This is a genomic window from Sedimentibacter hydroxybenzoicus DSM 7310 (assembly GCF_013403245.1).
GTDB classification, from domain to species: Bacteria; Bacillota; Clostridia; order Tissierellales; family Sedimentibacteraceae; genus Sedimentibacter; species Sedimentibacter hydroxybenzoicus.
Map to the genome: position 1 here is coordinate 1 of NZ_JACBNQ010000025.1, position 21748 is coordinate 21748.

General features: G+C 36.5%; 24 protein-coding genes. 22 read left to right on the forward strand and 2 right to left on the reverse strand.

Features of this window, described 5'->3' with window-relative positions; translation table 11 throughout:
* Positions 1–64: 64 nt before the first annotated feature.
* Entirely contained in the window at positions 65–571 is a 507-nt protein-coding gene (locus HZF24_RS15875; protein ID WP_179239345.1) for a hypothetical protein, read from the reverse strand.
* Between the two features lie 249 nt (positions 572–820).
* Between HZF24_RS15875 and HZF24_RS15880 the strand changes: the two genes are divergently transcribed.
* Both HZF24_RS15880 and HZF24_RS15885 read left to right on the forward strand, forming a co-directional pair.
* A complete protein-coding gene (locus HZF24_RS15880) occupies positions 821–1741 on the forward strand; it encodes an RluA family pseudouridine synthase (protein ID WP_179239346.1) in 921 nt (306 codons plus the stop codon).
* A complete protein-coding gene (locus HZF24_RS15885) occupies positions 1738–3393 on the forward strand; it encodes a nucleoside kinase (protein ID WP_179239347.1) in 1656 nt (551 codons plus the stop codon). Before HZF24_RS15880 ends, HZF24_RS15885 begins: the two co-directional genes overlap by 4 nt.
* A gap of 175 nt (positions 3394–3568) precedes the next feature.
* On the opposite strand, the gene rodA is transcribed toward HZF24_RS15885, so the two are convergent.
* Entirely contained in the window at positions 3569–4720 is a 1152-nt protein-coding gene (gene rodA / locus HZF24_RS15890; RefSeq protein WP_179239348.1) for a rod shape-determining protein RodA, read from the reverse strand.
* 256 nt (positions 4721–4976) lie between these two features.
* Between rodA and ruvC the strand changes: the two genes are divergently transcribed.
* From ruvC to HZF24_RS15990, 20 genes are all read left to right on the forward strand, one after another.
* Positions 4977–5477, forward strand: coding sequence for a crossover junction endodeoxyribonuclease RuvC (gene ruvC / locus HZF24_RS15895; RefSeq protein ID WP_179239349.1), 501 nt, complete (start codon positions 4977–4979; stop codon positions 5475–5477).
* A gap of 20 nt (positions 5478–5497) precedes the next feature.
* Positions 5498–6097, forward strand: coding sequence for a Holliday junction branch migration protein RuvA (gene ruvA / locus HZF24_RS15900; protein WP_179239350.1), 600 nt, complete (start codon positions 5498–5500; stop codon positions 6095–6097).
* Between the two features lies 1 nt (position 6098).
* A complete protein-coding gene (gene ruvB, locus HZF24_RS15905; protein WP_179239351.1) occupies positions 6099–7142 on the forward strand; it encodes a Holliday junction branch migration DNA helicase RuvB in 1044 nt (347 codons plus the stop codon).
* Positions 7142–8794 carry a SpoIID/LytB domain-containing protein gene (locus HZF24_RS15910; RefSeq protein WP_179239352.1) on the forward strand — a complete coding sequence of 551 codons (1653 nt, stop codon included), beginning with the start codon at positions 7142–7144 and terminating at the stop codon, positions 8792–8794. The genes ruvB and HZF24_RS15910 overlap by 1 nt, the downstream gene beginning before the upstream one ends.
* Positions 8791–9831, forward strand: coding sequence for a tRNA preQ1(34) S-adenosylmethionine ribosyltransferase-isomerase QueA (gene queA, locus HZF24_RS15915; protein WP_179239353.1), 1041 nt, complete (start codon positions 8791–8793; stop codon positions 9829–9831). The genes HZF24_RS15910 and queA overlap by 4 nt, the downstream gene beginning before the upstream one ends.
* A 16-nt stretch (positions 9832–9847) precedes the next feature.
* Positions 9848–10957, forward strand: a complete 1110-nt coding sequence (gene tgt, locus HZF24_RS15920) for a tRNA guanosine(34) transglycosylase Tgt (RefSeq protein ID WP_179239354.1) — start codon at positions 9848–9850, stop codon at positions 10955–10957.
* Between the two features lie 20 nt (positions 10958–10977).
* Entirely contained in the window at positions 10978–11322 is a 345-nt protein-coding gene (gene yajC, locus HZF24_RS15925; RefSeq protein WP_179239355.1) for a preprotein translocase subunit YajC, read from the forward strand.
* Between the two features lie 264 nt (positions 11323–11586).
* Positions 11587–12537, forward strand: a complete 951-nt coding sequence (locus HZF24_RS15930) for an ATP phosphoribosyltransferase regulatory subunit (protein ID WP_179239356.1) — start codon at positions 11587–11589, stop codon at positions 12535–12537.
* Positions 12534–13172 carry an ATP phosphoribosyltransferase gene (gene hisG / locus HZF24_RS15935; protein WP_179239357.1) on the forward strand — a complete coding sequence of 213 codons (639 nt, stop codon included), beginning with the start codon at positions 12534–12536 and terminating at the stop codon, positions 13170–13172. The genes HZF24_RS15930 and hisG overlap by 4 nt, the downstream gene beginning before the upstream one ends.
* Positions 13156–14475: a histidinol dehydrogenase gene (hisD, locus tag HZF24_RS15940; RefSeq protein ID WP_179239358.1), complete on the forward strand. Its 1320-nt coding sequence runs from the start codon at positions 13156–13158 to the stop codon at positions 14473–14475. The genes hisG and hisD overlap by 17 nt, the downstream gene beginning before the upstream one ends.
* Positions 14472–15509: a histidinol-phosphate transaminase gene (gene hisC / locus HZF24_RS15945; RefSeq protein WP_179239359.1), complete on the forward strand. Its 1038-nt coding sequence runs from the start codon at positions 14472–14474 to the stop codon at positions 15507–15509. Before hisD ends, hisC begins: the two co-directional genes overlap by 4 nt.
* Positions 15506–16084, forward strand: coding sequence for an imidazoleglycerol-phosphate dehydratase HisB (gene hisB / locus HZF24_RS15950; RefSeq protein ID WP_179239360.1), 579 nt, complete (start codon positions 15506–15508; stop codon positions 16082–16084). Before hisC ends, hisB begins: the two co-directional genes overlap by 4 nt.
* Positions 16084–16689, forward strand: coding sequence for an imidazole glycerol phosphate synthase subunit HisH (hisH, locus tag HZF24_RS15955; protein WP_179239361.1), 606 nt, complete (start codon positions 16084–16086; stop codon positions 16687–16689). Before hisB ends, hisH begins: the two co-directional genes overlap by 1 nt.
* A gap of 18 nt (positions 16690–16707) precedes the next feature.
* On the forward strand, positions 16708–17421 hold the full coding sequence (gene hisA, locus HZF24_RS15960) for a 1-(5-phosphoribosyl)-5-[(5-phosphoribosylamino)methylideneamino]imidazole-4-carboxamide isomerase (RefSeq protein WP_179239362.1): 714 nt from the start codon (positions 16708–16710) through the stop codon (positions 17419–17421).
* A 21-nt stretch (positions 17422–17442) separates the two neighbouring features.
* Positions 17443–18201: an imidazole glycerol phosphate synthase subunit HisF gene (gene hisF, locus HZF24_RS15965; RefSeq protein WP_179239363.1), complete on the forward strand. Its 759-nt coding sequence runs from the start codon at positions 17443–17445 to the stop codon at positions 18199–18201.
* 9 nt (positions 18202–18210) lie between these two features.
* Complete coding sequence (hisIE, locus tag HZF24_RS15970) at positions 18211–18834, forward strand: bifunctional phosphoribosyl-AMP cyclohydrolase/phosphoribosyl-ATP diphosphatase HisIE (RefSeq protein ID WP_179239364.1); 624 nt, start codon at positions 18211–18213, stop codon at positions 18832–18834.
* 20 nt (positions 18835–18854) lie between these two features.
* On the forward strand, positions 18855–19655 hold the full coding sequence (hisJ, locus tag HZF24_RS15975) for a histidinol-phosphatase HisJ (protein ID WP_179239365.1): 801 nt from the start codon (positions 18855–18857) through the stop codon (positions 19653–19655).
* Between the two features lie 56 nt (positions 19656–19711).
* Positions 19712–20254: an RNA polymerase sigma factor gene (locus HZF24_RS15980; RefSeq protein WP_179239366.1), complete on the forward strand. Its 543-nt coding sequence runs from the start codon at positions 19712–19714 to the stop codon at positions 20252–20254.
* Positions 20254–20946, forward strand: a complete 693-nt coding sequence (locus tag HZF24_RS15985) for a DUF4367 domain-containing protein (protein ID WP_179239367.1) — start codon at positions 20254–20256, stop codon at positions 20944–20946. Before HZF24_RS15980 ends, HZF24_RS15985 begins: the two co-directional genes overlap by 1 nt.
* A gap of 101 nt (positions 20947–21047) precedes the next feature.
* On the forward strand, positions 21048–21479 hold the full coding sequence (locus HZF24_RS15990; protein WP_179239368.1) for a hypothetical protein: 432 nt from the start codon (positions 21048–21050) through the stop codon (positions 21477–21479).
* Positions 21480–21748 lie beyond the last annotated feature (269 nt).

A 21748-nucleotide genomic window follows, 5' to 3' on the forward strand; every position in this document is an offset into this window, starting at 1 on the left:
GGTTCTTGCCGGACCAACATTTGTTGGTCCGGCAAGAACCGTCCCCTCTGGGTTTCCTATTTTATTATTGAGCGTTTGCTATTATTTTTATAATGTTGTCTAAGGATGTTCCCACTTCTATATCGAAAGTACCGCTTCTCATTCTTGTATCCAAACCAAGTTCAATTGATCTGTCAAGGAAATCTTCTTTGTTGTCAATTAAATTTGAATCTAAAAGAATATCACCTATTTTAGAAGGAAATGAACCTTCGGGTATGTTAATTGTTGCAATTAATCCGCTGGGTTCACCCGGATTTGTAGGCTCCGGAGTTGGTTCCTGAGATGGTTCTTCATCATCCGGATCATTTTCAGGATTTTCTTCATTTTGTCCGGGATTTTCAGGGTCGTTAGGTTTGTTGGACACTATTGGCGGCAGATTATCCTTTAGTATCTCTTTTTCTATACCTTTGTTCATCAGTATATTGAATCTCCAACCCAAAATTACAACCATTACAACTATTACCGTCACTATCAATCCATAGTCCGTAATGTTATATATAAAATCTCTTATAGCATTTATAATTTTCCTCATTGGTAACTCCTTGACTTATTTCCTCTAAAAATATATTAGCACAAAAATAGTATTTGCACAATAAGGACATGCAATAAAAACTTGTTAATTTTATCAAATATTTCAATTCATTATATACATATCGGGTAATTTTGGTATAATAAATACAAACAGACGACCCAAATCTTTGATTTGGCGTCGGTCGATTATGCTGTAAGTACAATAAAGGTAACAAAAATTAAGTAATACATAGTAAATATCGGAGAAATTATGAAAGAAATTAGAATAACAAACAATGAAGAAGGTCAAAGATTAGATAGATTTTTAAAAAAATATCTGAATAAAGCAAATCAGTCATTTATTTATAAAATGCTCAGAAAGAAAAATATAAAGCTCAATGACTTAAAGGCAGAACCTGAAACTATTTTGAAAAAGAATGATTTGGTGCAGCTTTATTTATCTGATGATACGATAGATAAATTCAGGGAGAAGAAAACTTTAAAGCAGACGGATATCCATTTTAAAGTTGTTTATGAGGATGATAATATTCTCATAGTAAATAAGCCGGTTGGATTAAGCACTCAACCGGATGTAACGAGCAGCAGAAATCTGATAGATGAAATAAAAATGTATCTGGATGCAAAGGAACAAAATATAAGCTTTACATTTAAACCTGCAGTTTGCAACAGATTAGATAAAAATACATCAGGACTTGTTATTGCAGCGAAAAATTATGACACATTAAAACAAACGAATAAAGCAATCAGAGAAAGGCGTATAAGAAAATTTTATGTGGCTAAGGTCCACGGTATTATAAAAGAAGATTTGGAACTAAGGGATTATTTAATTAAAAATGATGAAAAAAACATGGTAAAAATAGTGAAGGAAACGACGGCAAATTCAAAAAAGGTCGTTACATATGCGCAACCGTTAAAGACAGAAAACAATTTTACCTGGCTTGAAATAGAAATAGAAACCGGCAGAGCTCATCAAATAAGAGCACATCTCTCTTCTGTAGGCCATCCTGTCGCAGGAGATAAAAAGTATGGCAGAAAGGACAGTGAAAAGCATCAGGTTCTCCATGCATACAAGCTTATATTGGATGGATATGAGAATGATTTGGCTTATTTAAATAAAATGGAAATTAAATCAGAAATAAATGACAGATTTACCATAGGAGGAGGAAAATGATGAAAATTGAATTGCTGAACAAGAATAAAATTATAGATGTTGATAGTAATGAATCACTTTATTCCATATTAAAAAGAGAATTTGGTGATAACTATATCAGCTACTTAGGTGCTAAGGTAGACAATAAGGTTCAAGCATTGGATTATGCTAAATTGAATGAAAATGATAAGGTTATGTTTTTCGATATTACGGACAGAGACGGTCGACGAATCTATATCAGGACACTGTCACTTATTTATATAAAAGCATGTAAGGATGTTTTTAATGATATAGATGTTGAAATAAAGCATTCTTTAAACAAGGGTTTGTATACCGAATTAGAGAATAAAAACTTAATAACTAAAAATCAACTCGATAATATTAAAAAGAGAATGAAGGAAATTATTGAAGCTAAAAAACCTATCAACAGTATTTGCATCAGCGTAAAGGAAGCTCAGGAAATTTTCAGAAAACAGAGCATGGAGGATAAAGTCGAACTCCTAAATTATCGCAAGGAAGAGTACATAAATATATATGAATTAGACGGATATTATGATACATTTTACGGACACATTGCGCCAAACACAGAGGTAATAGATAAATTTGATTTAAGGTTATTTTATCCCGGAATAATTTTAAACTTCCCAACAGTTGAGAGCAATTTCGAGCTGCCTGAGCATATTGAGCATAAGAAGCTTTTTAATGTATTCAAGGAAGCGGAGGAATGGGGAGAAATAATGAATGTAGGTTATGTGGGTGCCTTAAACAAAAAAATTGAAAATGGCACCATCGATGACATGATTCGTATCAACGAAGCGCTCCATGAAAAGAAAATTGCTTATATTGCAGATGCTATAGCGTCTGATAAGAATATTAAAATTGTATTGATAGCCGGACCTTCTTCATCAGGCAAGACTACATTTGCTCAAAGGCTTTCCATACAACTGAGGGTGAACGGTAAAAAAACATATGCTATTTCACTTGACGATTATTTTGTAGATAGGCACCTGACTCCAAGAGATGAAAATGGAGATTTGAATTTTGAAACGATAAATGCTTTAGATTTAGAGTTATTCAATGAGCATTTAATAAGCTTAATGTCATGTGAAGAAGTAAATATTCCTGTTTTTAATTTTGTAAAAGGAATGAGGGAATATACGAGAGAGCCGGTTACATTGACGGAGGATCACGTAATAATCATTGAAGGCATCCATGGACTGAATGATGAGTTAACTAAGCAAATACCCCAGATGAACAAATTCAAGATATATATAAGTGCCCTGACTCAATTAAATATTGACAATCATAATCGTATTTCCACATCGGATTTAAGATTGATACGACGAATTGTGAGGGACAATACACACAGGGGAAACAATGCGCTTAAAACCTTACAGCTCTGGACTAATGTGGTCAGGGGAGCCGAAAAATACATATTCCCATTTCAGGAAAATGCAGATGCTATTTTTAATTCAGCACTTGTTTATGAACTTTGTGTTTTAAAAAAATACGTTGAGCCTGTCTTGATGGAAATAGAGAGAGGCAGTGAGTATTATGCCGAAAGACAAAGGCTACTTAGGTTCCTAAGCTATTTTAAAACTATTGAAAATGAAGACGCAATTCCAAACACATCTATAGTCAGAGAGTTCATCGGAGGAAGCTGCTTCGAATAACAGTTGTAAAAAAGTCATCCTGAGCGATAGCGAAGGATCTCAGCACTTGAAAAGCTGAGATTCCTCGTTGACATTCGGAATGACAATGTTGTGGGTATATCTTATAAATAGTAAAGGGATGCAAAGCATCCCATCACGATTGTTCACCTATTGTTGTGCTATAGTTCACCTATCATTAGAAATCATTCATGCTTACTTTTGCTCTTTTCAGGCCTACGCTCAGCGCCAATCCGATACTTACCGTATTGACCAGCATGAATGTTCCTCCGTAGCTTATAAAAGGAAGAGGAATTCCCGTAACTGGCAGAAGCCCCATAGTCATACCTACATTTTCAAATATGTGGAAAAATTGCATTGCGGCAATTCCCGTAACTATCAGTGAACCAAATAAATTAGATGCATTTCTTGCTATTTTTATCAGCCGATAAAACAATATGCCGTACAAGCATAATAAGAGCAAACCGCCTATAAGTCCCAATTCCTCTCCTATTACTGCAAATATAAAGTCTGTTTCCTTAGTCGGAAGATAATTCAATTGGTTTTGGACACCCTTAAACAAACCCCTTCCGTAAATCATCCCTGAACCGATGGCAATTTTTGATTGTATAACATGGTATCCTGTATCCTCTGGGTCTAATTCAGGATAGAAAAATGTAACAATTCTGTCCACACGATAATCCTTTTTAGGTACGTAGTCCTGCATAATATTGTATAATATCATTAAACCGATTATTAACAGTACAAATGCGATTACAAGGACTGCTATTATATATTTTCTGTCAATTCCTGCAACGAATAACATAACTGCAATGAAGAATATAAATACTAAGCTCGTTCCAAGGTCAGGCTGCATCATAATAAGTGCAATAGGAAAAAATGCAAATACTAAGATTTTAATGAGCACTGCGGGATTATTTATACTATCCTTATGGATGTCAATGAACTTAGACACGGATATAATTACACCGAATTTGGCTAATTCCGACGGTTGAAAAACAATGGGACCTATGCTCATCCAACTCCTGACATCACCCCACTCGGAGGCCCTTACTGGATTAATCAATACATAAATAAGGAGGGCTACCGTAATACCGTAAATGGGAAGGTAAAATCCCCCATATATATCATAATCAATAAATAACAATATAAACACTGCAACCATACCTAAAGCAAATGCCGTAATCTGAGTTTTTAAAAACGGCTCACTGCCAAATGTTTTGCTCAATGTAGCGCTGTTAATTACTATAAATCCATACACGCACAAAATTATTGTAGTGAATAATAAAATAAAGTCAAATCTTTTAAGCTTGCTTTCTTTCTTAAACATAGTACACATTCCTTTTAAAATCTATTCATAAAGCGTAATCAGCTAATTATAACATATTTTGAACATTTGCAAAACAAATTTTTGCATAAGCCAAAGATTTACATAGTATTGCACTTATGATATAATAAATACAACAAAGGAGACAAAGACTTAAGTCTTTGTTTGAAAATGTATTTATTGTATCAGTGTGAAGCAAGACGATAAGCGTCTTGCACTTATGATAGAATAAATACATTATTAGAAAGTTGGTAGATGTATGATAATATTAGGCATAGACCCCGGGCTTGCCATTTCAGGATATGGAATAATAAATTACTCGGGCAATAAATTTGAGGTTATAGATTATGGTGCCGTTATAACTGAAAGCTCAGAGGAATTTCCAAAGCGTTTGAAGAAGATTTATGACAGTTATATGAATATATTTGAGGTGTACAAGCCTCAGGCTGTGGCAATAGAGGAACTGTTTTACAACAAAAATACGAAGACTGCAATAGCAATAGCAGAAGCGAGAGGAATACATCTGTTAGCTGCGGAAAATAAAAATATACCTCTTTATGAATATACGCCTCTTCAGGTTAAGCAGGGTATTGTAGGATACGGCAGGGCGGAAAAAAAGCAAATTCAGGAAATGGTTAAAGTTATACTAAAGCTGGAAAAGATACCTAAGCCTGACGATGTGGCCGATGGCCTGGCGTTAGCAATATGTCATGCTCATTCGTTAAAATTTGCAGACAGCTTTAAAATTATTAAATATTAACGATTAGATTTGGAGGAAAAATGATCAGCTACATCAAAGGTACGGTTGTAAAAAAGGGCTTAGATTACATAGTGATAGATAACAATGATATGGGTTATTTCGTTAACACCTCGCTTTCAAGCTTAAACAAGCTTTGTGAAGGAGAAAAAGCAACCATTCTTACATACATGCATATAAGAGAAGATGTTTTAGCTCTTTACGGATTTCTAACATCAGATGAAATAGAATTGTTTAAAAAATTAATATCTGTTAACGGAATCGGTCCAAAGGCAGGACTTTCTGTACTGTCTACGTATGAAACAAATACTGTTAAGGAAATTATACTAAAAGAAGATGTAACAAGGATGTCCAAGGTTCCGGGTATAGGTAAAAAAACTGCAAGTAAGGTTATCCTTGAATTAAGAGATAAGGTTGGAGCTATAGATGGAATCGTCAGCGACACTGAAGGAACAGGAATTTTCCAGGCTGAATGTGAGTCGTCTGATATATTGAGTGCTTTGGTCGGCTTAGGATTTAATTCTTATGAAGCTAAAAAAGTATTGGACAAAATAGATGTTGAAGGAAAAAGTGAAAACGAAATTATTAAAGAGGCGTTAAAAAATATAAATAGGCAGGTATGATATGTTTGACAGAGAAAATGAAATTGTAGCCGGTACTGTTAATAACGGTGAAGAGGAATTGGAGCTCAGCTTAAGACCCCAGAAATTATCTCAATATATCGGTCAAAACAAGGTAAAGGAGGTTTTGAATATCTTTATTGAATCAGCAAAGCTTAGAAATCAACCTCTTGACCACGTACTCTTATCAGGACCTCCGGGACTTGGCAAAACTACTCTTGCCAATATTATTTCTAATGAAATGAATGTAAATATACGTGTGACATCAGGACCTGCTATAGAAAGACCCGGTGACTTGGCTGCCATATTGACTAATTTAAATGAAAATGACGTTCTTTTCATTGATGAAATACATAGATTAAACAAAAATGTTGAGGAAGTTTTATATCCTGCATTGGAGGATTTTGCACTGGATATTATTATCGGAAAGGGCCCTTCTGCAAGGTCAATAAGATTGGATTTACCGAAATTTACTTTAATAGGAGCAACAACAAAGTCAGGAATGCTGGCGTCACCTTTACGGGACAGATTCGGAGTATTGTGCAATCTGGATTTTTATGATGCAAAAGATTTAAAAGAAATAGTTGTGAGATCTGCAGGTATTATTAATATTGAAATTGATGATAAGGGTGCGGAAGAAATTTCAAGGCGTTCAAGAGGAACACCAAGAATAGCAAACAGGCTTTTAAAGCGTGTGAGAGATTATGCCATAGTGAAAAGCGATGGAATAATTGATACGGTCACAGCTGATCTGGCTCTGAGAATGCTTGAAATAGACCAAATGGGTCTGGATAAGCTCGACAGGAGGATACTGAATACAATTATCGATTTTTATAAAGGCGGACCTGTGGGGCTCGATACATTAGCAGCCTCCATAGGTGAAGAAAAGGGAACTATAGAGGATGTTTATGAACCTTATTTGCTGCAAATCGGTTATTTGAACAGGACACCCAGAGGCAGGGTAGTGACGGAATTGGGATACAGGCACGTTAATAAAATCAGACAAAATGACGGACAACTTTCTTTTGATTCAGGGGAGGAATTGTAATGACAAAGCTATGTAAAAGAATAACATTATTTTCAATTTTAATAGTTTTTTTGTTAACAACAGTATGTTACGGTGCAACAGGAACCGAATATGTGAAAGTCAGAATAAGGTATCCGAGAGTTAGTAATGAACAAGCAGCCCTAAAAGGCTATGGAAGCATATCTGTTTATGAAATAAATGAATATCCTGAAGAGCTTTTTAATCTGAACAGCAATCAGGTAAATGTACAATTGGATTCCTATAAATATTATCACATTGAATTAAGTGATTATTACAACTCCTATGAAAAGGCATTAAGCTATGCTGAAGAATTTGAGGATATTTTTGGAGATGAGTTTTATCCATACTATGACGGAGAAAGCTTCAGAGTATATGCGGGATTTTATTCGAGCAGGAATGATGCAGGCTCTTTGTTGAATCAATTGAACAAGAATGGATACGATGCGGAAGCAGTGAATATGGGATACAAGGGTATAGTTGTGTACAATGAAAAAAATAAGCCGGTTTTAATGTTTGACAATAGCACCAATCTGCACTTTACATCCTATTACGACAAAGAGTCAATTGACATGATAATGATTGATAACAGACCGTACAGAGGATACATGGGATTTAAAATAATTGAAGAAAGGCTTGTATCAATCAATTTTGTTGATTTGGAAAGCTATTTGTACGGTGTCGTACCTAATGAAATATCGGCTTCCTGGGGAATGGAAAGCTTGAAAGCTCAGGCTGTGGCAGCAAGAACATACGCTATATACAATAAAAGTCCAAGAGCCCTGTACGATATGGATGATAATCAGAATTCTCAGGTTTACAGAGGATACAATTCGGAAAAAGAATCAACGGATAAAGCAGTTGATGAAACAAGGGGTGAAATGATTTATTACGATGATAAATTGATTCAGGCATTTTATCATTCAACCAGCGGCGGCAGCACCGAAAGTACTGAAAATGTTTGGTTTGAGAATTTACCCTATGCTGTAGGGGTAGATGACGGATACAGTGACAGATCCGGCTCTCCATATAATGAATGGCAAAAAAGCTACAGTAAGGAAGAAATAATCAAAAAGCTAAGGGATGATGGCAATGACGTCAGAGAGCTTTATTCGGTGGAAATAACCAAGGTAACTGAAAACAACAGAGTTGTGGAATGTATATTTTCCACTGATATTGGAGAAATTTTATACAAGAAAGAAAATGCAAGGCTGTTATTAGGACTTATGAGCTCATGGTTTGACATAGTAAACGGCAACGTATATTATTTTACTAACGAATTTACATATTTAAATGAAAACAGAACGATTCCTTCAAGGGGAGGAGGAAGCAGCGGCATATTAGATAATATAGTGGATGCAGAAGAGGTCGAGGAAGAGATTGAAGACTTTAAAAGCTTAAGCTCGGGAGGTATTATAGGCAAGACTGTAATATCAGACAGCGGGACGAGCAAAATAACCAAGGACACACTTTCCGTCATATCCTCAAAAGGAATATCAACTCTTAAAACAGATTCATCCTCATACAATTTTGAGGGCAGAGGCTGGGGCCATGGAATTGGCATGAGCCAGTACGGCGCTAAACAAATGGCGGAAGAGGGCTTCAGCTATGATGAAATATTAAAACACTACTTTACCGGAGTAACTATCAGATGACAGAAATAAATTTTAAAACAAGCGATTTTTATTATGAATTACCGGAAGAATTAATAGCACAGACGCCAATAAAGGAAAGAGACCATTCAAGGCTGTTGGTTGTTGATAAAAAAACAGGAGAAATTGAACACAAGCATTTTTATGATATTGTTGATTACTTTAATGAGGGAGACTGCCTAGTAATAAACGATACAAAGGTATTGCCTGCAAGATTGTTCGGTACCAAAAAGGATACAGGAAGCTTAATTGAAATACTTTTGCTTAAAAGAATCGATGACAGAAGATGGGAAACCTTAGTAAAGCCGGGTAAGAAAGCAAGAACGGGAGCAGAAATAATTTTCAAAGAAAATCTGCTATCAGGAAAAATAGTTGAAGTATACGATGATGGAAACAGAATAATCGAATTTGATTACAATGGTATATTTGAAGAAATATTGGATCAGCTTGGAGAAATGCCCTTGCCGCCTTATATACATGAAAAGCTGGAGGATAAAAACAGATACCAGACAATTTATGCTCGAAATCCCGGTTCCGCTGCGGCTCCTACCGCGGGTCTGCACTTTAACGATGAAGTATTAAAAAGCTTAGAAAAGAAGGGTGTCGATATAGCAAGATTAACACTTCATGTAGGTCTTGGAACCTTCAGACCGGTAAAGGCCGAATTTATATCTGAGCATAAGATGCATTCGGAGTACTATGAGTTGTCCGAGATAGAAGCAAACAAAATAAACAAAGCAAAACAAAGCGGTAAGAGAGTAATTTCTGTCGGCACTACAAGCACAAGGACGCTGGAAACCATAGGAGATGAAAATGGACTGGTAAGACATAAAAAAGGTTGGACCGATATATTTATATTTCCCGGCTACAAATACAGGGTGGTGGATTCATTAATAACTAATTTCCATTTGCCTGAATCTACATTAATTATGCTGGTAAGTGCTTTGGCAGGAAAAGAGAATATTATGAAGGCATATAAAACAGCGGTAGAAAATAAATACAGATTCTTCAGCTTCGGCGATGCAATGTTCATAAAATAATTTTAGTGGGTGAGAAATGTTTAAATATGAGTTAATAAAGGAATCAAAGGAATGTAAGGCACGTCTGGGTAAAATTTATACCAATCACGGAGTTATAGAAACTCCTATATTCATGCCGGTTGGTACAAAGGCTACGGTTAAGGCAATGACGCCGGAGGAATTAAAAGATTTAGAAGCGCAAATAATATTGGGAAACACATATCATTTATATTTAAGACCGGGTCACGACCTCATAAAGGAAGCAGGGGGACTTCATAAATTTATGAACTGGGATAGGCCGATTTTAACCGACAGCGGGGGATTTCAGGTTTTCAGCTTAGGACCCTTAAGAAAAATAACAGAAGAAGGCGTTGAGTTCCGTTCTCACATAGATGGTTCCAAACACTTTATAAGTCCCGAAAAATCTATGGAAATTCAAAACTACTTAGGCTCGGACATAATGATGGCATTTGATGAATGTGCACCATATCCTGCTTCTTATGAGTATGTAGAAAAATCTATGCAGCGTACGACGAGATGGGCTAAGAGATGCAAGGATTATCACAAAAACACGGATAATCAGGCACTGTTTGGAATAGTCCAGGGAGGTATGTATAAGGATTTAAGAATAGAAAGTGCCAAGCAAATTACTGACCTTGATTTTCCCGGTTATGCTGTCGGAGGATTGAGTGTCGGAGAACCACGAGATTTGATGTGTGAGGTAATGGATTACACAGTTGATTATTTACCGAAAGATAAGCCAAGATACCTGATGGGGGTGGGAAGTCCGGACTATCTCTTTGAAGCTGTTGAGAGAGGTATAGACATGGCTGACTGTGTCTTACCGACAAGGATGGCGAGACACGGTGCCTTTATGACGAGTAAGGGTCAGCTTGCAATTAAAAATGCAAAGTACAAACGTGACTTTAAGCCAATCGATGAAAACTGCGGCTGCTATGCATGCAGAAATTATTCAAGAGCTTATATGAGACATTTATTTGGTGAAAATGAAATCCTCGGCGCACGTCTAGCTTCAATACATAATTTATTTTTCTTGATTAATTTGATGAAACGTATTAGAATAAGTATAATGGAAGATAATTTCATGAATTTCAAAAAAGAATTTTATGAGAATTATGGATATTAATTAATTACATAGGAGGAAATATGCCAGAGCAAGGTTCACAATTCAGCGGAATTATAATGATGGTCGTATTGTTTGGATTGATGTATTTCATGATGATAAGACCACAGAAGAAAAAAGACAAACAAATTAAAGAAATGAGAAACAGTTTAACACTTGGTGATGAAGTTATAACAATAGGCGGAATTCACGGTAAAATTGTTAAAGTTAATGACGAAGTAGTAACGTTGGAAATGTCTCACGCAAAACAGAGAATAGAATTTTCTAAATGGGCAATCGGATCGGTTGATAAAAAAGGAAAAGAAAAGGCAGCAGAAGTTAAAGATGTTGAAGAAGAAACTTCAGCAGATGAAGATAAAGACAATTAATAAAAAATTAAATTACTGTTGACATATGAATTTTATGGTAGTATAATCAGGTAATTTAATGAGGTGTATTATGAAAAATATATGTTTATGGATACAATTACATCATCATCATAGGTACAGGGTTTGTAAGTGATCGAAAATTAATTTTCAATTCACAGCTACAAGCTCTATTAGTCGTATTTTAGAGAGACTTGTATCTGTGGTATATAAAGAGATCAAAACCATCTGATATAGGTCAGATGGTTTTTTTATTGGGAGGTAGTTATGAAGTTTTTAAATATCGAAGACGAAATGAAGTATTTTCAAAAAATGTTTGTACTGAGAAGGGAAATTGAAGATTTTCTTTTTGAAGAAGGATACATAAACATTGAGCCGTCTATTTTTGAGGGGTATGATGAATTTATCGAAATTAATTCAAGAATAAACAAAAAATCAACCGTAAAGGTATTGGACAACAACTCAGAAATTTTAATATTGACGCCGGACATAACCACAGGAATAGTAAATAAATTTCTTCCCAGATGGGAATACGGCCAAAAGCTGAAGATTTTCTATTATGGCAAGACCTACAAGCATAATGGTACAGGCATTAAGGAAAACAGAGAAATGGGCGTTGAAATAATCGGTGAAAAAAATTCAAATACAGATCAGTACATTCTGAGTGCGGCAAGACGCATAATAAGCAGGTACAGCGATGAATATTTGCTGGAAATAGGAAACAGTAAGTTTTTAAAGGGCATAATGCAGTCATGCTCCTTTAACAAGGAAAATTATGACAATGTTATGGAGCTTTTATATTCCAAGAACAGACAGGAATTAAAGGAATATTTGTCCGGGCTGCCCTTCAGAGATGTTATGAGTACCTTGTTAAATATTTTAGACTTAGAAGGAACCTTTGACGAAATTATGGAGCAGCTGGACGGCTTGTATTTAAATGACCTGATGAAGCAGGGAATAGAAGAACTGAGACAGATTGATAATGAAATGAAAAATACAGACCACAGAGTTTCTTATGATTTGTCCATGGTTTCAGAGCTCAGTTATTATGATGGAATAATATTGAGAGGATATATTAAAGGATCTAATAAGGAAATTATAAGAGGCGGAAGGTATGACTCCTTTACGAAGCAATATGGACAAAACATACCTGCAATCGGGTTTAAGGTGGAGCTCGACGAACTGATTAAAGTTTTATACAAGGAGGAGCAGAAATGAGCCTGACTATAGCAATTCCAAAGGGAAGATTAGGAACACAGGCAATACAGATGTTTAAGGCAGGGGGCATAGGAGAATCAATAGATGAAAAGTCAAGAAAGCTTGTTTTTAAGGATGAGGATATAAACATCAGCTTCATTTTACTTAAAAATTCCGATGTTATCACTTATATTGAAAACGGAATTGCCGACATAGGCATTTCCGGAAAGGACATGATAATGGAAAAAGGGGCTGACATTTTTGAATTATACCAGATGAACATAGGCAGATGTAAAATGTCTGTGGCGGGAATTAAGGGTAAAAAGGTGTTCAAGGATGACACCATCATGAGAGTGGCAACCAAATTTCCGGAAATAACAAAAAAATACTTTGACAGCAGGGGACAAAGGATAAATATAATCAAGCTGAACGGCTCAATAGAGCTTGCCCCCATATTGGGGCTTTCGGATGTGATAGTCGACATTGTTGAAACAGGAAATACTTTAAAAGCCAACGGCCTTGAAGTTTTTGAGGATATGTATCACATAAGCGCAATGATGATTTCAAACAGAATAAGCTATAAATTCAAAAGGAAAGAAATAAAAAAAATCGTAGAATTGATAAGAGGTGAGGACGAAGATGGTCAGGATAATTAAAGATAACGGTGCAGAGGAATTTTTAGATGCCGTAAAGAAACGAAACAGTGAGGATTATAACAATGTTTATGATGCGGTAGACAGAGTACTGGATGCTGTACGAATAAACAAGGATGCTGCAGTGAGAAAATATACATACGAATTTGACAATGTTAATCTTGAAAATCTTCAGGTTACGGAAAATGAAATAGAACAGGCTTTCAAAACCATTGATCCGGAGCTTCTTGAAACCATAAAAAAAGCAAAGGAAAATATTGAAGCCTTTCACATTAAGCAAAAAAGAAACGGATATAAGTTTAAGCCTGAGGGAAAGGACATATTGCTGGGACAGCTTATCAATCCTATTGAAAAGGCAGGAATATATGTGCCCGGAGGCAAGGCAGCCTATCCGTCAACCGTGTTGATGAACGCCATACCTGCCAAAATTGCGGGAGTAAATGAAATAATTATGATTACGCCTCCCCAGCCGGACGGAAGCATTAAGGATTCCATACTGGTTGCTGCATCATTGTCGGGAGTTGATAAAATATTCAAGGTGGGAGGTGCTCAGGGAATAGGCGCACTTGCTTACGGCACCGAATCAATTCCCAAAGTGTACAAAATAACGGGACCGGGAAACATTTACGTGGCAGCAGCAAAAAGGAGAGTTTCAGGCTTTGTGGGTATAGACATGATTGCCGGACCAAGTGAAATATTAATAATTGCGGATGAATTTGCCAATTCGGCTTACATTGCCGCAGACATGATTTCTCAGGCAGAGCACGATGAAATGGCAGCATCAATTTTGGTTACAAATTCATGTACCGTGGCTAAAAAGGTTCAGGCTGAGCTTGAGAAGCAGTTAAGTAAGCTTGAACGCAGGGAAATCATAGTAAAATCCCTTGAAAATCAAGGTGCTATAATAGTAACAGATTCATTGAGTCAATGCGTTGAACTGTCAAATGAAATAGCTCCAGAGCATCTGGAACTTCTGACGGCAAATTCCTTTGAGCTTTATAAAAGCATAAAAAATGCCGGAGCAATATTTATGGGAGAATACAGCCCTGAGCCTGTGGGTGATTACTTTGCGGGACCAAATCACACACTTCCCACAAGCTCTACAGCTAAATTTTCCTCGGCTCTGTCGGTTGATGACTTTATAAAAAAGACATCACTGATTTATTACAGCAAGGAAGCACTTAAGGAAAGTGCCGATGACATAATCAGATTTGCCGAAAATGAGGGCTTAAACGGTCATGCCAATGCAGTCAGAATACGTAAGCAGGAGTGGACACAAAATATATCTAACGGAGAACTACAATGATTAAATTAAAACCAAGTGTGGAAAGGCTTCAGGCATACTTTGTAAACGACATACCCTACAGAGTGAAGCTTGATGCCAACGAAGGAAGTAATTATTTATTAACAGAAGGATTTAAAATGGAAAGCTTCAGTCCAAATTTATATCCTGACAGTGACTCGGTGGTATTAAGAAAGAAAATGGCAGCATACTACGGCTGCAGTCCGGATAACATCATGGTTGGAAACGGCTCCAGTGAAATGATAAACATGGTAATCAATGCTTATTGCGAAAAAGATGACAGGGTTATGAGCTTCGTGCCCTCCTTCAGCATGTATCAGACATACTGTGATTTATGCGGTGCAGAATATGTAGGTATTGAGACAGAAAATGATTTCTCTCAGAATATGGATAAATTAATAAAGGCTGTCAAGGAGCAAAAACCTAAGGTTGTAATAGTATGCACTCCCAATAATCCCACAGGCTTCGTTACTCCCAGAGAGGATATAATAGGTCTGCTGGAAAGTACGGAGGATTCACTTGTTATTCTGGACGAGGCATATATTGATTTTTCAGAGGGGTCAACCATTGAACTCATAAATACATATGAAAATCTGGTGGTTATGAGGACATTGTCAAAGGCATTCGGTCTTGCGGGACTCCGAGTGGGTGCGTTGATTGCAAAGGAAGAGACTGTGAGGTACATATGGAAGGTTAAAGTGCCTTACAACATAAATGTGTTGTCCCAATATGCCGCAGAGCAGGCACTTGAAAATAAGGACAGAGTAAATGCATATATAAGCAGTGTTAAATCACTCAGAAGCGAGCTTGCTGAAAATCTTGAGATCTTAGGCTTTAAGATATATCCTTCCGGTGCAAATTTTCTTTTCGTACAATCACCTGTGGATAATCTATACGAAAAGCTGATGGAAAAAGGAGTGCTTATAAGAAAAATAAGCTATAAGGGAGTTGCCTATAATCGTATAACCGTGGGAACAAAAGAAGAAAATGAAATATTGATAAATGAAATTAAAAAAATTAATGGGGAAGATATATGAGAAAAAGTACGATAACGCGAAAGACTAATGAAACCGAAATAAATGTTGAGCTTAATATTGACGGCAGCGGTATAACAGAAATAGATACGGGTATAGGATTTTTAAATCACATGCTTGAGCTGCTTGGATTTCACGCAGGTCTTGATTTGAAAATCAAATGTGCCGGTGATCTGGATGTGGATACTCACCACACCTCAGAGGACATTGGCATTGCCCTTGGTCAGTCATTCAGAGAGGCATTGGGAGATAAAAAAGGAATCGAAAGATACGGATTCATGCTTCTCCCCATGGATGAAACATTGGCGAGAGTGGCACTGGACTTTTCCGGCAGACCTCATCTTGCTTACAAGGTTGATTTGAAAAGAGATATGATCGGCAGCATGGCAGCTGAAGATTTTAAAGAATTTTTTAACGGCTTTGTAAATAATTCATTGTGCACTCTTCACATGGAGGTTTTGTACGGAGAAAATGATCATCACAAAATAGAAGCGGTATTCAAGGGCTTCGGAAGAGCATTAAGAACAGCGGTCAGAATAACCTCGGACAATCTGCAGTCAACAAAGGGGGTTCTGTAATGCACGTAATAATTGATTATGGCATGGGAAATTTAGCATCCGTTCAAAGAGCATTTGAAAAGCTGGACGTAAATGTTAAGATAAGCAATAAGGAAGAGGACCTGAGAAATGCAAAATCCCTCATACTTCCGGGAGTGGGAGCCTTCAGAGATGCAATCGGGCTTCTGAATGAATCGGGGCTGAGCTCCGTTATAAAAGAAGAGGTTTCCAAGGGCAAAAATATTATAGGTATATGTCTCGGCATGCAGCTTTTGTATGAAAAAGGATATGAGTACGGAGAATATGACGGTCTCGGGTTAATAAAGGGAAGCATCGAATACCTGGATATAGAGCTTAAGGTTCCTCACATGGGATGGAACAACCTTAAATTTAATAAGCAGGACCCCATATTGAAATATATAAATGAGGATGAATTTGTGTACTTTGTTCATTCCTACTATGCGGTTTCTGATAATTCAGAGGTGCTGGCTTATTCGGAATACGGAAAAAAGATTCCTGCAATTGTGAGAAACGAAAATGTATACGGAATTCAGTTTCATCCGGAGAAAAGCGGCGATGTTGGGCTGAACATTTTAAGAGCGTATAAAGAGATTATGGAAAAATAGCAAGTGAAGGGAGAAAAAATGATACTATTTCCTGCAATAGACATAAAGGACAATCAATGTGTGAGACTTACACAGGGTAAATTCGATCAGGTGAATGTGTATTCGGCAGACCCTGTTGAAATGGCAAAGAAATGGGAGTCCATGGGAGCTCGATATCTCCATGTGGTTGATCTTGACGGAGCAAAAAGCGAAGGCTTTCAAAATAAAAAATCCATAGAAAAAATAATAAAATCAATAAAAATACCCGTGCAGATAGGCGGAGGCATAAGAAACGAAGAACGGATAAAGGAACTGCTGAATGCAGGTGCACAAAGAGTTATAGTGGGCACCATGGCAATAGAGCAGCAGGAGCTTCTGACCGAGCTTGCGGCAGTGTACAAGGAGCATCTGGCAGTTTCAATCGATGCGTTAAACGGAAAGGTAGCCACAAGAGGATGGCAGGATGTTGCGGATGTTGATTCGATAGATTTATGTAAGCTTTTAGAATCAATCGGCATAAAGCATGTTGTGTATACGGATATTTCAAAGGACGGAATGCTTTCCGGTCCCAATTTCCACATATATGAGGAATTGTCGCAAAAAACGGGAATCAATATAATTGCTTCAGGAGGGGTTACGACACTTGATGATATCAGAAAGCTAAACAGCATGAATTTGTACGGTGCAATAATAGGAAAGGCACTGTATGACAACAGACTGGATTTTAAGGAAGCACTGAGAGAGATAAATTAAATAAAGGTGATGGAGGTAATTATGCTTGCACGAAGAATCATACCATGTCTCGATGTCAGAAACGGACGTGTTGTAAAGGGAACAAAATTTGAGGATATACAGGATGTTAACGATCCTGTGGTGTTAGGGAAGTTTTATTCGGACTCGGGAGCAGACGAGCTTGTGTTTTATGATATAACCGCTTCAAATGAAGAGAGAAAGACATCATTGGAGTTTGTCAAAAGGGTTGCTCATGAAATAAACATACCATTTTGTGTGGGAGGCGGAGTTTCAACCCTGGAGGATTTTAAGTATATTTTAAGAAGCGGTGCAGACAAGGTTTCTGTCAACTCATCAGCTGTTAAAAATCCAAATCTCATAAAGCAGGCTTCGGAACGATTTGGAAATCAATGTGTGGTACTGTCCATAGATGCAAAAAAAAATGAAAATGAATCCTGGGATGTATATGTGAAGGGCGGAAGAGAAAATACCCGTATGGATGCCGTAGAATGGGCCGTAAGAGGCGTTGAACTGGGGGCAGGAGAAATAGTTGTCAACAGCATTGATGAAGACGGTATGAAAAACGGCTATGATATTGAGCTTCTGAAAAAAATAACACAATCTGTAAATGTACCCGTTATAGCGTCAGGTGGTGCGGGGAAAATGGAGCATTTTCTGGATGCGGTAAAATATGAGGATGCTGACGGCATTTTAGCCGCTTCAGTGTTTCATTTCAATGAAATCGGAATAATGGATTTAAAAAAATACTTAAAAGACAATGGCGTAAGCGTCAGATTATAGAGGAGTAAAATGGAAGTAAAACAATTTATAGACAATATCAGATTTGATGATAAGGGACTGGTTGCAGCCGTAGCTCAGGATTACAAAACCAATGAGGTACTGATGGTTGCTTATATGAACAAAGAATCAGTTGAAATAACCCTGAATGAAAAAAGAGCGTGCTATTTTTCAAGGAGCAGGAACTGCCTTTGGAGAAAGGGGGACACATCGGGACATGTGCAGCATTTAAAAGGCATGTATTATGACTGTGACGGAGATGCAATTCTCATGAAGGTGGAGCAGACAGGAGCAGCCTGTCACACAGGAGCATATTCCTGCTTTTTCAACAAAGTGTACGAGGATGGAGTAACAGACCAGTCTGTAATAAACAAGGTATACAATCAGATTATCAACAGACGGGATAATCCGCAGGAAGGATCATACACAAATTATTTGTTTGACAAGGGTCTGGATAAAATTCTGAAAAAGGTGGGAGAAGAAACAAGCGAGGTAATCATCGGAGCAAAAAATAAAAACAAGGAAGAGCTTGTTTATGAAATGTGTGATCTTGTATATCACTCCCTGGTACTTATGGTTAACGAAGGTGTAACCATTGACGATTTGAAAAAGGAATTAACTAAACGACACAAATAAAATTGATAGATGGAGGCGGCATGCAAAATTTACATACTCATACCCTTTACTGTGACGGGAAAAACAGTACGGAGGAAATGATACAGGCAGCCATAAAACGAGGCTTTGATGCTATAGGAATTTCAACCCATGGACCCGTACCCTTTGCAAGTGACTGGAACATACAAAAGGAAAATATCGAAGCATATATAGAAGAAGTGAATTTATTAAAGGAAAAATACAAAAATGAAATTAAAGTATATCTGGGAATGGAGATGGATTATATTCCGGGCGCAGGCTTTGATGAAGAGGTTAAAGCTCTCATAAACAGACTTGATTATTACATCGGCTCCGTCCATTATCTGGGCAAATTAAATGACGGTACGATGTGGACAATTGATTACAACATGGATGAATTAAGCCGTGGAATCAATGAATCCTACAATAGAAACATACGATACGCCGTAGAGGCATACTACAATTTAGTTGCAGAGATGGCAATAAATTACGAGCCCCCCATCATCGGGCATATTGATCTGATTAAAAAGCTCAACAGAAACAACATATTGTTTGATGAAAATGAAGCATGGTACAGACAATGCATCGAAAGGTGTCTCAATATAATCAGATACACAAGCTCGGCCATAGAAATAAACACAGGCGGCATGGCACGGGGATACACAGAGGAACAATACCCCTCAACCTTTATATTAAAATCCATAGAAGAAAAAAATATCCCCGTCATCATCAATTCAGATGCCCACACAGCTGACGGAATTGACTACAAGCTAAAAGAAATGTACGAATTAGTCAGCGGCTTAGACATAAAAATATGTTTATAGACATTATTTTTGATGGTATAATACATATATCTAATATGTGTAAGGGGGGATGAGCCATGTTAATGATGTATCTTTCTATGCTGGATACGGAAGAAGACAAAAATATATTTGAAGAATTTCACAATGAATACGCTCCGTTAATGTACAAAATAGCATACGGAATATTAAGGGACAGTAAATTAGCAGAGGATGCGGTACAGGAAGGCTTCATACGTGCCATAAAATATTTTGAAAGTTTTCCTAAAAAAAAGTGTCCACAAACACGAAATAAATTCGTTAATATGGTTAGGTGTGCAGCTTTTGATATTTACAGAAAGAGAAAAGGACAGCAAGCTGATTCATACGATGAGTTAGAAGAAACAATAGCCGATGAGTTTGCTGTTACAGATGACATGTTTGAGGGTATGGAATTTGAACGTTGTCTTTTTATGCTTCCTAAATCTTACTATATTATCCTGTCCTTAAAACATGATGACGGATATTCATATAAAGAAATAGCCGGTATATTAAACATAACCGAAGAAAATGTTAAAAAGAGACTTATGCGTGCAAGAAAGAAGTTAAAGGAAATAATAAATGAGCAGGAGGCAAAAATTTAATGAGAAATATCACAGACGAAGAATTAGATATATTGCTGACTGAGCATATGCCAAAAGCCAACAAGCTGTTGAACCAACTTGAAGAAGAAAGAGACAAGGACATTACTTCTCATGTTTTTTCCGAAAGCTATAAGAAAAGAATGAAAAAGATAATAAAGGAATACAGCAGAACTCCTGCACAAATAAAATTTGCAGCCTTTCGCAAATATGCCGCTGCTGCCCTTATTATTTTTATCTTGGCAAACAGCTTCTTGATTATTACGGTAGAAGCATACAGAACACGAGTATTTAAAATAATAACCACCATATACGATACATTTACCTCAATTATAACCGAAACTGATGATGTTCCGTTTAATGAAGCTCCTGAATTTACAGAACCATCATACGTTCCTGATGGGTTTGAAGTTATAAATAACATAAATACTGGTATTACAAGAAAAATTGATTATAAAAACAGAGAAAGAATACTTGTTTATAAACAAAGTGTTCTAACAAGTAGTGAACTTAGAATAGATACTGAAGGTACGGAAATAAAAGAGATAAAAATAGGCAATCATATAATAAATTATGTTTTCAACAAAGGCATGTATAATGCTTATTGGTTTGACAATGAATATAGCTATCTTATAACCGGGGAGATTTCATTCGAAGAGCTGTTAAAAGTTATTGAAAGCGTTGTTCAAAAATAAAAAATTAAAAATTTTTTTTAAAAATTGTGTCCACAAAAGCCACTTGGATTTCGTATATATTTATAGAAACAATATTATACGAAAACAGGAGGCTTTTATTTATGAGAAAAAAATTTATTGCTATGATGATAACGGTTGTTTTACTAACCAACTTATTTGTTGTTACATCAGCAGCGGAAACGGAAGTATTTAAAGGAAATCAAATTATAATATCTCCCATGTATACTTATATTTCAAATGCAGAAGCATTATTGTCAATTAATTCTTCGGGAAAAGCAAAACCAGAGGTTTATGTAACCGGAAACAGTGCGGTAACAAGTATAAAGGCATCAATATTTTTACAGCAATATAGAAACGGAAGCTGGACAACTATTAAAATATGGAATGAAAGCAGTAACTCGAATATATTGAATTTTGTTGATACATACGATGTCTCAAACGGATATGAATATAGAGTGAGAGCAACAGTAACTGCTTATAGCGGGCAGAAATCGGAAAGTACAACTTTGACGAGCAATTCGGTGAGACATTAAAAATATTTATAACATTAAATATATACTGCAATAGGGGTGCATAAACAGAGTAATATGCATAAAGTTAAATATGAACAGATAAAATAAATCTCTCAAAATATGGTGGATTTTCCGTTATATATAAAAACCTTAGAGAGGAGAGTGGAAGTATGATACACATAAGGTCACCAAATAGGTCAAAAGACTCTTTAATACCTCACAATTTGCATACTTAATACCGAAAAAGTACATAAGAGGATATTTCAGAGCCTTGTATGTATAATGTACAA

Coding starts and splice junctions, on each gene's coding strand:
- HZF24_RS15930 (WP_179239356.1), top strand. CDS start 11,587: ATGAAGTTTTTAAATATCGAAGACGAAATGAAGTATTTTCAAAAAATG.
- hisB (WP_179239360.1), top strand. CDS start 15,506: ATGAGAAAAAGTACGATAACGCGAAAGACTAATGAAACCGAAATAAAT.
- hisA (WP_179239362.1), top strand. CDS start 16,708: ATGATACTATTTCCTGCAATAGACATAAAGGACAATCAATGTGTGAGA.
- hisC (WP_179239359.1), top strand. CDS start 14,472: ATGATTAAATTAAAACCAAGTGTGGAAAGGCTTCAGGCATACTTTGTA.
- tgt (WP_179239354.1), top strand. CDS start 9,848: ATGTTTAAATATGAGTTAATAAAGGAATCAAAGGAATGTAAGGCACGT.
- hisG (WP_179239357.1), top strand. CDS start 12,534: ATGAGCCTGACTATAGCAATTCCAAAGGGAAGATTAGGAACACAGGCA.
- HZF24_RS15880 (WP_179239346.1), top strand. CDS start 821: ATGAAAGAAATTAGAATAACAAACAATGAAGAAGGTCAAAGATTAGAT.
- hisIE (WP_179239364.1), top strand. CDS start 18,211: ATGGAAGTAAAACAATTTATAGACAATATCAGATTTGATGATAAGGGA.
- hisF (WP_179239363.1), top strand. CDS start 17,443: ATGCTTGCACGAAGAATCATACCATGTCTCGATGTCAGAAACGGACGT.
- yajC (WP_179239355.1), top strand. CDS start 10,978: ATGCCAGAGCAAGGTTCACAATTCAGCGGAATTATAATGATGGTCGTA.
- HZF24_RS15990 (WP_179239368.1), top strand. CDS start 21,048: ATGAGAAAAAAATTTATTGCTATGATGATAACGGTTGTTTTACTAACC.
- hisJ (WP_179239365.1), top strand. CDS start 18,855: ATGCAAAATTTACATACTCATACCCTTTACTGTGACGGGAAAAACAGT.
- ruvA (WP_179239350.1), top strand. CDS start 5,498: ATGATCAGCTACATCAAAGGTACGGTTGTAAAAAAGGGCTTAGATTAC.
- ruvC (WP_179239349.1), top strand. CDS start 4,977: ATGATAATATTAGGCATAGACCCCGGGCTTGCCATTTCAGGATATGGA.
- hisH (WP_179239361.1), top strand. CDS start 16,084: ATGCACGTAATAATTGATTATGGCATGGGAAATTTAGCATCCGTTCAA.
- queA (WP_179239353.1), top strand. CDS start 8,791: ATGACAGAAATAAATTTTAAAACAAGCGATTTTTATTATGAATTACCG.
- HZF24_RS15885 (WP_179239347.1), top strand. CDS start 1,738: ATGATGAAAATTGAATTGCTGAACAAGAATAAAATTATAGATGTTGAT.
- ruvB (WP_179239351.1), top strand. CDS start 6,099: ATGTTTGACAGAGAAAATGAAATTGTAGCCGGTACTGTTAATAACGGT.
- HZF24_RS15985 (WP_179239367.1), top strand. CDS start 20,254: ATGAGAAATATCACAGACGAAGAATTAGATATATTGCTGACTGAGCAT.
- HZF24_RS15875 (WP_179239345.1), bottom strand. CDS start 571: ATGAGGAAAATTATAAATGCTATAAGAGATTTTATATATAACATTACG.
- HZF24_RS15910 (WP_179239352.1), top strand. CDS start 7,142: ATGACAAAGCTATGTAAAAGAATAACATTATTTTCAATTTTAATAGTT.
- HZF24_RS15980 (WP_179239366.1), top strand. CDS start 19,712: ATGTTAATGATGTATCTTTCTATGCTGGATACGGAAGAAGACAAAAAT.
- hisD (WP_179239358.1), top strand. CDS start 13,156: ATGGTCAGGATAATTAAAGATAACGGTGCAGAGGAATTTTTAGATGCC.
- rodA (WP_179239348.1), bottom strand. CDS start 4,720: ATGTTTAAGAAAGAAAGCAAGCTTAAAAGATTTGACTTTATTTTATTA.